The 11,147-nt window shown below is 70.9% G+C and carries 12 protein-coding genes and 1 pseudogene; 8 read left to right on the top strand and 5 right to left on the bottom strand.

All coding sequences use genetic code 11. The features are described from left to right. Window positions 1-140: 140 nt before the first annotated feature. Complete coding sequence (locus tag ACZ6S4_RS20010) at window positions 141-1,433, bottom strand: ThuA domain-containing protein (RefSeq protein WP_465476358.1); 1,293 nt, start codon at window positions 1,431-1,433, stop codon at window positions 141-143. Window positions 1,434-1,618: 185 nt separating this feature from the next. Between ACZ6S4_RS20010 and ACZ6S4_RS20005 the strand changes: the two genes are divergently transcribed. Together ACZ6S4_RS20005 and ACZ6S4_RS20000 are read left to right on the top strand one after the other, a co-directional pair. After that, on the top strand, window positions 1,619-2,257 hold the full coding sequence (locus ACZ6S4_RS20005; RefSeq protein ID WP_360821625.1) for a CGNR zinc finger domain-containing protein: 639 nt from the start codon (window positions 1,619-1,621) through the stop codon (window positions 2,255-2,257). 42 nt (window positions 2,258-2,299) lie between these two features. Beyond that, window positions 2,300-3,076: a zf-HC2 domain-containing protein gene (locus ACZ6S4_RS20000; RefSeq protein WP_465476357.1), complete on the top strand. Its 777-nt coding sequence runs from the start codon at window positions 2,300-2,302 to the stop codon at window positions 3,074-3,076. Here ACZ6S4_RS20000 and ACZ6S4_RS19995 read toward each other — a convergent pair. The 4 genes and pseudogenes from ACZ6S4_RS19995 to ACZ6S4_RS19980 all read right to left on the bottom strand — a co-directional run bounded on the left by ACZ6S4_RS19995 (window position 3,073) and on the right by ACZ6S4_RS19980 (window position 5,327). Continuing rightward, window positions 3,073-4,043 (bottom strand): annotated as a pseudogene (locus tag ACZ6S4_RS19995) (IS481 family transposase). The gene ACZ6S4_RS20000 and the pseudogene ACZ6S4_RS19995 overlap by 4 nt on opposite strands. Before the next feature lie 101 nt (window positions 4,044-4,144). Then, window positions 4,145-4,378 (bottom strand): hypothetical protein, encoded by a 234-nt coding sequence (locus tag ACZ6S4_RS19990; RefSeq protein WP_465476356.1) that lies wholly within the window; start codon window positions 4,376-4,378, stop codon window positions 4,145-4,147. Window positions 4,379-4,438: 60 nt separating this feature from the next. After that, complete coding sequence (gene mscL, locus ACZ6S4_RS19985; protein ID WP_465476378.1) at window positions 4,439-4,885, bottom strand: large conductance mechanosensitive channel protein MscL; 447 nt, start codon at window positions 4,883-4,885, stop codon at window positions 4,439-4,441. 88 nt (window positions 4,886-4,973) lie between these two features. Then, a complete protein-coding gene (locus ACZ6S4_RS19980) occupies window positions 4,974-5,327 on the bottom strand; it encodes an STAS domain-containing protein (protein ID WP_203773135.1) in 354 nt (117 codons plus the stop codon). A 200-nt stretch (window positions 5,328-5,527) separates the two neighbouring features. Here ACZ6S4_RS19980 and ACZ6S4_RS19975 point away from each other — a divergent pair, with 200 nt between their 5' ends. From ACZ6S4_RS19975 to ACZ6S4_RS19950, 6 genes are read left to right on the top strand one after another with little or no spacing between them, the layout of a single operon-like run. Next, window positions 5,528-6,397 carry an STAS domain-containing protein gene (locus ACZ6S4_RS19975; protein WP_465476377.1) on the top strand — a complete coding sequence of 290 codons (870 nt, stop codon included), beginning with the start codon at window positions 5,528-5,530 and terminating at the stop codon, window positions 6,395-6,397. 4 nt (window positions 6,398-6,401) lie between these two features. Next, a complete protein-coding gene (locus ACZ6S4_RS19970; RefSeq protein WP_465476355.1) occupies window positions 6,402-6,818 on the top strand; it encodes an STAS domain-containing protein in 417 nt (138 codons plus the stop codon). Beyond that, entirely contained in the window at window positions 6,815-7,231 is a 417-nt protein-coding gene (locus ACZ6S4_RS19965) for an ATP-binding protein (RefSeq protein ID WP_465476354.1), read from the top strand. Before ACZ6S4_RS19970 ends, ACZ6S4_RS19965 begins: the two co-directional genes overlap by 4 nt. Beyond that, window positions 7,228-8,259, top strand: coding sequence for a SpoIIE family protein phosphatase (locus tag ACZ6S4_RS19960; RefSeq protein WP_465476353.1), 1,032 nt, complete (start codon window positions 7,228-7,230; stop codon window positions 8,257-8,259). The genes ACZ6S4_RS19965 and ACZ6S4_RS19960 overlap by 4 nt, the downstream gene beginning before the upstream one ends. After that, a complete protein-coding gene (locus ACZ6S4_RS19955) occupies window positions 8,256-9,602 on the top strand; it encodes a sensor histidine kinase (protein ID WP_465476352.1) in 1,347 nt (448 codons plus the stop codon). The genes ACZ6S4_RS19960 and ACZ6S4_RS19955 overlap by 4 nt, the downstream gene beginning before the upstream one ends. After that, window positions 9,599-11,146 (top strand): SpoIIE family protein phosphatase, encoded by a 1,548-nt coding sequence (locus tag ACZ6S4_RS19950; protein WP_465476351.1) that lies wholly within the window; start codon window positions 9,599-9,601, stop codon window positions 11,144-11,146. Before ACZ6S4_RS19955 ends, ACZ6S4_RS19950 begins: the two co-directional genes overlap by 4 nt. Window position 11,147 lies beyond the last annotated feature (1 nt).

Below are 11,147 nucleotides of genomic sequence, written 5' to 3'. Positions count from 1 at the left end.
TCCCGCCCCCGCCCACGGTTTTTGAACCCCTTTTTTTTGCATGCCGCCTACGTTCGTTTTTCGCTTGACCCACTAGGGCTTTGCGAGGATCATGGCCCCCCCCCCCGGGGGGGGGGACCCCCCCCCGCGATCAGGGGCGCTCAGCGGGCGGTGAGCCGGAAGCTCTGCGCCGCCGTGCCGTTGCAGGCGTACTGCACCAGTTGGACGCTGTCGGCTGTCGAGGCGGCGGGGACGTCCAGGCACTTGCCACTGTTGCGGTTGACGAAGTGGTACGAGCCGTCAGCCTCGGCCACCGGCTGCCACTGCTGGTTCGCGCCGCCCCCGTACGCCCAGGTCTGGATCGGGGCATTGTCGGCCGTCGACACGTTGGTCACGTCCAGCGCCTGCGCACTGTTGCCGCGGTTGTTGATCCGCACGTAGTTCCCGCTGGTCGGCACGAACTGGTACTGCTGCGCGGTGCTGGTGTTGCAGGCGTACTGCTGGATCGCGGTGCCGCTGGTGGTGCCGGCCGCGCGGGCGTCGACGCACTTGCCGCTGTTCTTGCTGGCCACGGAGTACCAAGCGGCCGGGTTGATCGCCGGGTCGGCCGGCGGATCGGTCGGCGGGGTGCCGGTCGCGCCGCCGAGCCAGAGCAGGCCGTTGATCAGCCACTGGTTCTGCTGGGCGCTCGCGAAGGTCGACGACGTCCGGGTGTTGGTCGCGTAGTTCATGTCGTTGTGCCCGAAGTTGGTGTAGAGCATCTTGTAGTTGCGGTTGGTCCAGATCAGCGGATAGAAGCCGCTGCGCCACTGCTGGTTCGGGTCGGTGCCGACCGGGAAGCTGCCGGCGTCGACCGAGGCCAGGATGTCGATGTCCGGGTTCTGCCGCAGGTCCCGGCTCCACGAGTACCACTCGCTGACCGCGGACGGGATCGTGGCGGGCAGGCCGGCGGTGGACGGATGCGCGCGGTCCGAGATCCGCAGCGTCTCGGCGGTCGGCCCCCACGTGTTGGTGGCGAAGTTCCCCGAGCCCAGGAACGAGTTGTAGTACCAGCTCCACGAGTTGGCGTCGGTGGTGAACGCGCTGACGTGGAAGCCCATCCAGGCGCCACCGTTCTGCATGTACTGCTGGAACGCCGCGCGCCGGTCGGCCGGCGGTGCGTCGTCGAGGAAAATGATGACCTTGTACTGGGCCAGCTCGGCGGCGTTGAGGCGGCCCCAGTCCGTGGTCGCCTCCCAGGTGAAGCCGTACTGCGCGCCGGCTCGGGGGAACCAGTCGCGGGCTTCCTTGTCGAAGTCGATGTGCGCCGCGTCCCAGGTGCCGTTGTAGAACGCCAGGACCTTGAACGGTGTGGCCGCGGCTGCTTCGGCCGGGCGCAGAGCTATGCCGGCGGTGGTGACGGTGAGGAGTGACAGGGCGGCGGCCAGAGCGCGTCTGAGCAGTCTTCTACCCACGTGATGTGTCCTTGGGGGAAGCAGGGGTGTGCAGGACGGGCGGCCGCTGCTGACATCTTCAGTCATCGATGCATGAGTCCACAAGGTTAAGAGTACTAATAGTTAATTTAAGTTCCGATCACAAGAAGATGATGTCAGGTGACTGGTGGATGCTCGGGTGAAAAAGAATCAAGTACGCTTCGCCTATGTCATGGAAGGCGAGTGCCCGGCACGGCGTCCGCGAGGCGCCCGCCGGCCTCGCCCTGCTGCAGGATCTGGTGAACACCCGCGGCAGCATGTCCTACGCCCCGGACCTGCTGGCCGGCCCCGACGACGCGCAGCGCTGGCTGACCGACGCGCTCGGCACGTGGTCGCGGGTCGCCGGTCTGCCGGCGCCGGTGATCCTGCTGTCCTCGACCGACATGCGCTCGCTGCGCCGGCTGCGCACCACCTTCGAGAACGTCATCCTGGCCGGCGGGCGTAACCCCGAACCGGACGGCGCCCTGCCGCCCGCCGACGTGCCGGTCAGCCTGGTGCCCGACGCGGACGGCTGGGTGCGCATGGTGCCCAGCGGCCGCGGCACCCGGTGGCTCGCCTCGGCTCTGTGGGCCGAGGCCCTGCTCGCCCAGCAGGCCGGACTCTGGCCGCGGCTCAAGCTGTGCCACAACGTCGACTGCCGGGCGGCGTTCTTCGACACCTCGCGCAACAACAGCGGCGTCTGGCATGACGTCAGCACCTGCGGAAACACGGCCAACCTGCGGGCGTTCCGGGAACGCAAGCGGCTGATGGGCAACTCCGGCAACCAGCTCGGCGGCCCCAGCGTGCAGCGGCCCGACCTGCACTGAACCCGCGGGAACCAGGAGCCCTCGGCGGGCGACTATGGGGATATGGCGTGTGAGCGGTGGCGCGAGTTGGTGTCCGCGCAGCTGGACGGCGAGGACGACCCGGCCGATCGGCCGCGGGTCGAGCAGCATCTGGCCGGTTGTGCCGGCTGCCGGGGGTGGCTGGAGCAGGCGGCCACGGTCAACCGGCTGACGCGTACGGGTCTCGTGCCGGACGTGCCCGACCTCAGCGCGGCCATCCTGGCTGCCCTGCCGTCCCCGCCGGCCCGTCGACGGCGGCTCAGCTCCGGGCCGCTCTTCGTGGCTCTCGCGGCGGTCGGCGCCGTGCAGCTCATCCTCGGGCTGGCGCAGGTCGGCGGCGGGGCCAGCAGCGCCCACGTGCACACCGGCCTGGACGCGACGCCCGGGCACCTGTGGCACGAGTCGGCCGCCTGGAACGTGGCCGTCGGGGCGGGCTTCCTCTTCATCGCGCTGCGCCGCAGCCGGTCCACCGGCCTGGTGCCGATGCTGACCGCCTTCGTCGGGATGCTGCTGCTGCTCTCGGTCAACGACCTGTCGGCGGCCCGGGTCGACACGACGCGGCTGGTCAGCCACGGCTTCGTGCTCCTCGGCTACCTGATCGTGGTGGCGCTGTCCCGGGTCGCCGGCGACTCGGCCCGACCTCCCGGTGACCGGGTGGGCAGCGGCAACGGCTGGCACTTCGTCGAGGAGGAGCCGGCGCCCGAGCCGGCCCTGCCGAAGCTGCGCCTGGTGCCGCGGGGACCGCTCACCGCGGTCGCACCGGTGCCGGGCCGGGAGGCGGAACGACGCCGCGCTGCCTAGCTGTAGGGACCAGGACCGTTGTTGACGCGGGTGATGGGTGGTTGGCCTGCGAGTGCGGTGTGTGCGCGGTGGTGGTTGTAGGTGTGTAGCCAGCCGGGTAGGGCGTCGGCGCGGTCTTGGTTGCTGGTGAAGGGTCGGGAGTAGATCCATTCGTCGCACATGGTGCGGTTGAAGCGTTCTGCTTTGCCATTGGTCTGGGGCCGGTACCGGCGGGTGAAGCGGGGCTGGGCGCCGAGGTCGGCCAGGGCGTCGCGCCAGGCGTGGCCGCGTCGGTAGGCCAGGGCGTTGTCGGTCATGATGCGTTCGATGGCCGGGATGCCGAGCTGGGCGAAGTAGGCGGCCGCGCGGCGCAGGAACGCAGCGCTGGTGGCGCTGGTTTCGTCGGGGTGGATTTCGGCGTAGGCCAGCCGGGTGTGGTCATCGATCGCGGCGTGGACGTATTCGTAGCCGACGCGGGGGCCGGTGCGGGCCCGGCGGTGGGCGTCGCTGTCGCGGCCGTGGGCGCGCCAGCCTCCGCCGTCGCGGAGCCGGCCGATCTTCTTGACGTCGACGTGGACGAGTTCGCCGGGTCGCTGGCGTTCGTAGCGGCGGATGGGTTGCCCGGTGGGTCGGTCGAGCCAGGCGAGGCGGTGCAGGCCGTGACGGGTCAGCACGGCGTGCACCGTTGAGGCCGGCATGCCCAGCAGCGGTGCGAGGCGGCGGGGGCCACGTTTGAGGCTGGTGCGCAGGGCGCAGATACGGGCCTCGAGTTCGGCGGTGGTCCTGGCCGGGATGTGATGGGCGGTGCTGGGCCGGTCGTGGAGTCCGGCGTCGCCTTCGGCGCGCCACCGGGCCAGCCATTTGTACCGGTGGCGCGGGACACGCCGAGTTCTTTGACGACATGGGCGACCGGGCGTCGATCGGTGACGACACGCGCGATGAGCAGCCGTCGGCCGTGCAGGGTCAGGCGGGCGTTACGGTGGGCGATAGAGACCTCCGGTTCGGTGAAGCGTCGCAACTTCCACCTCGCCGGAGGTCTTCTCACATCTCAAGCCGACACGCCGTCAACAACGCTCATGGGCACTACACCTAGCGGGCGGGCGGGCGGACCGACAGCTCACGCCACTCGTCCGGGCCGATCAGCAGCGCGCGCACCATGTCCAGGGCGGCGTCCTCGCTGTCGTACTCGAAGAAGTGCGAGACGCCGTCCGAGCCACCGGCGCGCTGCTCGACGTACCACTGGTCACCGCTCGTCCGCAGGTAGACGTCCTTGCGGGCGATGCGGCCCCATCTGCCGTTCCACCAGTGCTTACGCTGTTCCATCCCGGCACTGTATCGAACATCTGTTCGAACAGTGCCGGGTGGGTTGATCTTTTCGCGGAATCAGCGCTGCGGCGGGTCCTGCTGCTGGTGCCGGCCCAGGATGTCGTTGACCGCACCCGGCGCGACCTGCTGGCGGACCAGCGCGTCGCGGATCTCGGTGAGCAGCTTGACCTCTTCGCTCGGGGCCTCCGGCGGCGGCTCCTCGCCCCGCTTGCGGCGCTCGGCCAGCTTGTTGAGCGGGAAGACGACGAGGAAGTAGAGCACCGCCGCGGTCAGCAGGAACGTGATGACCGCGTTGACGAAGCTGGCGTAGTCGAACTTCACGCCGTCGACGGTCCACATGCCCGCCGAGGCGCCGGTCCCGCCGCCGAGGAGCTGGATCAGCGGCTTGAGGAAGGCGTTGGTGAAGGCCGTGACGACCGCGGTGAACGCGGCGCCGATGACAATGCCGACGGCGAGGTCAACGACGTTGCCCCGCATGATGAAGTCTTTGAAGCCTTTGAGCATGGACAAGTGTCACTCCTGCACGTGAGGCGAGGGTTCGCCGGGGCAGGAGTTTCCCATGGTCGGTCGCCGACAAACCAGGAGGATCCGCTCAGTCGAGCGCGGGCTCCTCGGCCGTCACGGCCTCGTCCACGGTCGGGTAGGTGTGCAGCACCTCGACCAGGCCGCTGACCTCGAGGATGCGCAGCACCCCGCGCTGCGGGGCGGCCAGGCGCACGACCCCGCCGGCGTCGTCGGTGCTGTTCTTCGCGCGCACGAAGACCGACAGCCCGGTGGAGTCGCAGAACGACACCTCCGCGAGGTCGAAGACCAGACGGGTGCGCCCCTTCTCCAGCAGGTCGCTGATCTGGTCCTGGAGCTGCGGCGCGGTGGCCATGTCGAGTTCACCGGCGACCGACACGACGACCATTTCGCCGCGCTGTTCCGTTTGTACCGTCAAGGACATTCAGGACCTCCAGTTATGTCCCGAACGCTACTCCACGGCGGGACAGGTGCGCAGAACGGGGACCGAGTTGGTGCCGAGATTTTAATTGGCCTACAGCAAGTAACCGACAACACGGTGGTAAAGTCCGGCCGTCCCTCGGTGACGACTGCCCGCGATCCGCGGAGCCGCTCCCAGGAATGATGACTGTCAGGGAGGCGGCGGTGGCGCTGAGCACCGAGGAAGTAGGACGCTTCGCCGTGCTGCTGGAGAGCAACGGCGATGCGCTGACCACCGCCTGGACCGATGCGGTGGCGACCCTGCTGCGCGGCCGGCTCAGCCATGCCGAGCTCCACCGGCAGATCGCGGAGCTGCAGAAAGGCTTCCAGTCGGCGCTCTCCGACGGGGCCGGCGACCTGCAGGCCGACGGCGCGGGCGAGTTGCGCGCGCTGCTCAGTGAGCTGTCCAACACCCGCGCCCGGCAGGGCTTCAGCGCCACCGAGACGGCGGTCAGCATCTTCGCCCTCAAGGAGGCCATGCTGACGGTGCTGGGCCAGGACGGCGACATCGATGCGGCTACGTTGCGTGACTATGTCGCCTTCTCGGCCTTCGTCGACCGGGCCGGGCTGTTCACCTTCGACAGCTACGTCCGTGCGCGTGAGGAGCTCATCTCCGACCAGGCCGAGCAGCTGCTGGAGCTCTCCACCCCGGTGGTGAAGCTGTGGGAGGGCGTTGTCGCCGTCCCGCTGGTCGGCACCCTCGACTCCGCCCGCGCCCAGGTGGTGATGGAGCGCCTGCTGCAGACGCTGGTCGACACCGGCTCGCCGTACGCGATCATCGACATCACCGGGGTCCCGGCCGTGGACACCCAGGTCGCCCAGCACATCCTCAAGACCGTGGTGGCCGCCCGGCTGATGGGCGCCGACTGCATCATCTCCGGCATCCGGCCCCAGATCGCCCAGACCATCGTGGCGCTGGGCATCGAGTTCGGTGACATCGCGACCAAGGCGAGCCTGGCCGACGCCCTGCGCCATGTGCTGCGCAAGACGGATGCCAACGCCGGCCGGCGCGGCGCCGGACGCCGGGAGAGCTGAGCCCGTGGAACGCGTACCGGTCCTCAAGATCGGCGACATCCTGCTGGTGTCCATCCAGATCGACATGGAGGACCAGACCGCCCTGCAGCTGCAGGAGGATCTGGCCGACCGGATCGTGGCGACCGGCTGCCACGGCGTGATCATCGACATCAGCGCCCTGGACATCGTCGACTCCTTCGTCGGCCGCACGCTGGCCACCATCGCCTCGATCTCGCGGGTGCTGGACGCCGAGACGGTCGTCGTCGGCATGCGGCCCGCGGTGGCCATCACCCTCGTCGAGCTGGGTCTGTCGCTGCCGGGCATCCGCACCGCGCTGAACGTGGAACGCGGCATGGAGCTGCTCGCCCGCGAGCGCGACGCCGAGTTCGACGACGACGCCGACGAGGACGACGCCGACGAGGCCGTCGTAGCCGCATCGTGACGGCCGGGGACGACATCGTCGCGGAGACGCTGGCCATTCGCTCCGACCAGGATGTCGTCCGGGTCCGTCAGCTGGTCCGCACTCTCGCCGTCTCGGTCAAGCTCTCCCTGGTCGATCAGACCAAGCTGGTCACGGCGGCCAGCGAGCTGGCCCGCAACACCCTGGTCTACGGTGGCGGTGGCACCGTCGAGGCCGGCCGGGTCGACAACGGCCGCCGCAGCGGCATCCGGATCGTTTTCAGCGATCACGGGCCGGGCATAGCCGACCTGGATCTGGCCCTCACCGATGGCTACACCACCGGCGGTGGCCTGGGCCTGGGTCTGAGCGGGGCGCGCCGGCTGGTCGACGAGTTCGCCATCGACACCGCAGTCGGTCAAGGTACGACGATCAGCGTGATCAAGTGGTGCCGATGAGCGGAGGCGCGGTGGCGTCACTACCCGAGGGGCTCCTCGACGCGGGAGTCTGGTTCCGGGTGGAAGCCGCCGGTACGGCCGCAGCCGTCCGCCGGGCCGCCGAGCGGCTCGCCACCGAGCTGGGCATGCCTCCGCCCCGCATCGCCGATCTCGCCATCGTCGCCACCGAGACCGCCAGCAACCTCGTCAAGCACGCCGACGAGGGGACCCTGCTGGTGCGCGCGGTGCGCGTACCGGGGCGGGCCGGGGTCGAGATCCTGGCGCTGGACCGGGGTCCCGGCATGGCCGACATCACCCGCGCCATCGGCGACGGGCACTCCACCGCCGGCACGCTCGGCATCGGTCTCGGCGCCATCGTGCGCCAGTCGAGCTGGTCCGACCTGCACTCGGTGCCGGACCGGGGCACGGTCATGGCCCTGCAGGTGTGGTCCGGCGAGACCCCGCCGCAGGCCTGGGCGGCCGGGCTGACCCGCGCGCTGGCCGGCGAGCCGGTCAGCGGTGACGGTTTCGCCGTACGCGAGGCCGACGGCCGCCGGCAGGTGCTGGTCTGCGACGGGCTCGGGCACGGCCGGCTCGCCCACGCGGCCACCCAGGAAGCGGTCCGGGTCTTCGCCGACGCACCCGCCGTGCCACCGGCCGCGGTCGTGGAGGCGCTGCACCGCAAACTCAGCCACACCCGGGGCGCCGCGCTGGCCGTCGCGGAGCTCGACCCGGACGCCGGCCTGGTCCGCTATGCCGGCCTGGGTAACATCGCCGGCACGGTGCTCAACCCGGACGGCAGCCGGCGCGGCATGGTCTCGCTGCCCGGCATCGCCGGGCACCAGCGCCGGCAGATCCGCGAGTACGACTACCCGCTGCCCGCCGGCGGCATCGTGCTGATGCACTCCGACGGTGTGGTCGACCGCTGGAAGGCTACCGACTACCCGGGCCTGCTCTCGCACTCACCGCAGGTCATCGCGGCGACCGTGCTGCGCGACGCCGGCACCCGGCGCGACGACGCCGGCGTTCTCGTGGCGCGTGTGTCATGACCAGCCCTGATCCCCTGGTGCGCACGCGGCTCCGGGTGGAGCAGGATGTGTTCGTGGTCCGGCAGCTGGGCCGCGAGGTGGGCCGGCTGGTCGGACTGGAGGCCCAGGACCAGATCCGGCTGGCCACCGCCCTCAGCGAGGTGGGCCGGTTGCTGGTCGCCACGGGCCGCGAGACCGAGGTGGTGTTCGCGGCGAGCCCGGACGGGGTACCTGCACTGACGGTGAAGCTGGAACACGCCGCGCACGGGGACGCGGACCGGCTCGCCGCCCAGCTGGCCCAGGTCGGACGCCTGGTGGACTCGATGGAGGTAAGGGATGGGGAGATCGGAACGGTCGTGCGGATGTCTCGTCGACTCCCGCCGAACGCGCCGGTCCTGAGTCCCGACCGTATGGACGACATTCGTACCGAACTCGCCGGTCACGTGCCGGGAACGCCGTTCGACGAGCTGGCGGTGCAGAACCAGCAGCTCATCGCGACGCTGGACGAGGTGCGCGCGCAGCGCGACGACCTGGCCCGGCTGAACGCCGAACTGGAGGAGACCAACCGGGGCGTGATGGCGCTCTACCACCAGCTCTCCGACGAGCTGGAGGAGACCAACCGGGGCGTCGTCGCGCTCTACAACGAGCTGGACGAGAAGTCCGTGCAGTTGCGCGCGGCGAGCGAGGCCAAGAGCCGGTTCCTGGCCAACGTCAGCCACGAGCTGCGGGCGCCGGTGACCGCGATCATCGGCCTGGGCCGGCTGCTCAGCGACGACGCCTCCGACCCGCTCACCCCCGAGCAGGAACGCCAGGTGGAGCTCATCCGGGGCTCCGCCGCCGACCTGCTGTCGCTGGTCAACGACCTGCTGGACCTGGCCAAGGCGGAGGCCGGCCGGCTCGAGCCGAACTGGAGCGACGTGGACCTCAAGGCGGTCTTCGGTCAGCTCCGCGGCACCCTGCGCCCGCTGGCCACCCGGCCCGAGGTCGACTTCGTCGTGGAGGAGCCCGCCGTGGCCCGGCTGCGCTCCGACGAGGTGCTGCTCGCCCAGGTGCTGCGCAACCTGCTCACCAACGCGATCAAGTTCACCGCCGAGGGCTCGGTGCGGCTGGCCGCCACCCGGGTCGGCGACGAGGTCGAGTTCACCGTCGCCGACACCGGGTCCGGCATCCCGCCCGAGCTGCAGGAACGCATCTTCGAGGAGTTCTACCAGGTGCCCGGCAGCCACGCGCTGAGCGGCAAGGGCACCGGGCTGGGGCTGCCGTACGCCCGCCGGCTGGTCGGCATCCTCGGCGGCGCGCTGCGGGTGACCTCCGAGCCGGGGAAGGGCAGCACGTTCACGGTCTCCCTGCCGGTGCCGCCATGACCCCGGCGACCGTGCTCGTCGTCGACGACAGCGCCACCAAGCGCTACCTGCTGGTGAGCTGGCTGTCGCGGGCCGGGTTCTCGGTGGTCGAGGCCGAGACCGGCGGCGAGGCCCTGCACCGGCTCACCGAGGCGGACATCGACCTGGTCGTGCTCGACGTCAAGCTGCCCGACATGAACGGCTTCGAGGTCTGCGAGCGGATCAAGACCGATCCCGAGTACGGCGTCCTGCCGGTCATCCACGTGTCGGCGCACGCGGTCGACGTGGTGGACCGCACCCAGGGGCTGAACCGGGGCGCGGACGCGTACCTGGTCGAGCCGATCGAGCCGGACGAGCTCATCGCCACTGCCCAGGCCGTCCTGCGCTACTACCGGGCCCGGCAGCGCGCCGAGACGCTGGCCGCCCGGATGGTCCGGCTGGCCGAGACGACGCTGGCCATCAACTCGGCCTCGACGCTGCCCGGCCTGCTGCAGGCGGCGGCCGACGGGGCCCACGAGATCTTCGGCGGACCGGTCGTGGTCGTGGCCGAGACGTCCGACGGCGACGGTGTGGCCGCGGTGGCGAACGGCGCGCCCGCGACGGTGCAGCCGTGGTCGGTCGAGGACCATGAGATCGCCGTCGGGTCCACCCTGCGCACCGACGACACGGCCGCCTGGAGCGGCGCCGGCCCGTGGCCGGAGGGTGAGTCGGTCGCGGTGGCGGCGGCCCGGCTGCGCAACGACCGGATGCCGGTCTACGTGGCCGTCCCGTCGAGCACGCAGAGCCCGGGCTTCCCGGTGCTGCGCCAGCTCGCCCAGGCGGTGGCGGCCGCGGTGGAGGCGCAGCGCTCGTACGACGAGGAGCACCGGATCGCCGTCACCCTGCAACGCAGCCTGCTGCAGTCCCGGCTGCCCGACGTGCCCGGGCTGGAGCTGGCGGTCCGCTACGAGCCGGCCGGCGCGCAGACCGAGGTGGGCGGCGACTTCTACGAACTGACCATGCTGGACGGCCGGCTGCTGGTGGCGATCGGCGACGTGGCCGGGCACTCGCTGCACGCGGCGACGGTGATGGCCGAGGTGCGCCACGCCGTGCGCGCGTACGCGGTGGAGGGCCATCCGCCGGGCGCGGTGCTGGAGCTGGTCAACCGCTTCATGCGTACCGTGCTGCCGGCCGAGTCGGCGACGCTGTGCCTGCTCACCCTCGAGCCGGACACCGGCCGGATCCGCCTGGCCAGCGCCGGCCACCTGCCCCCGCTGCTGCACGTGGCCGGCGAAGCCCACTTCCTGGCGCCACGCGGCCCGCTGCTGGGCATCAACGCGCCCCGGCCGCCCGACCTGGAGTTCGTCCTGTCACCCGGCGGCACGCTGGTGCTCTACACCGACGGCCTGATCGAGCGCCGGGACGCGGACATCGACGTGGGGCTGAACGCCCTGGCCGCCTGCGCCACCCGGGTGGAGCCGAGCCTGGACGCCTTCTGCCAGCGGCTCCTGGTGAGCCTGGCCGGGGCGGGAGAACAGGCCGACGACATCGCGGTCGTCGCGCTGCGCCGTACCGCCGCATCCTGAC

The sequence above is a fragment of the Actinoplanes sp. NPDC051405 genome, from assembly GCF_055586185.1.
Note: the sequence above shows the minus strand (reverse complement) of the source record. Positions and strands in the feature narration are given on the sequence as shown.

What these genes read in the sequence shown, in the direction of transcription:
- ACZ6S4_RS20005 (WP_360821625.1), top strand. Translation starts at nt 1,619, where the DNA reads ATGTCATGGAAGGCGAGTGCCCGGCACGGCGTCCGCGAGGCGCCCGCC.
- ACZ6S4_RS20000 (WP_465476357.1), top strand. Translation starts at nt 2,300, where the DNA reads ATGGCGTGTGAGCGGTGGCGCGAGTTGGTGTCCGCGCAGCTGGACGGC.
- ACZ6S4_RS19990 (WP_465476356.1), bottom strand. Translation starts at nt 4,378, where the DNA reads ATGGAACAGCGTAAGCACTGGTGGAACGGCAGATGGGGCCGCATCGCC.
- mscL (WP_465476378.1), bottom strand. Translation starts at nt 4,885, where the DNA reads ATGCTCAAAGGCTTCAAAGACTTCATCATGCGGGGCAACGTCGTTGAC.
- ACZ6S4_RS19980 (WP_203773135.1), bottom strand. Translation starts at nt 5,327, where the DNA reads ATGTCCTTGACGGTACAAACGGAACAGCGCGGCGAAATGGTCGTCGTG.
- ACZ6S4_RS19960 (WP_465476353.1), top strand. Translation starts at nt 7,228, where the DNA reads ATGAGCGGAGGCGCGGTGGCGTCACTACCCGAGGGGCTCCTCGACGCG.
- ACZ6S4_RS19955 (WP_465476352.1), top strand. Translation starts at nt 8,256, where the DNA reads ATGACCAGCCCTGATCCCCTGGTGCGCACGCGGCTCCGGGTGGAGCAG.
- ACZ6S4_RS19950 (WP_465476351.1), top strand. Translation starts at nt 9,599, where the DNA reads ATGACCCCGGCGACCGTGCTCGTCGTCGACGACAGCGCCACCAAGCGC.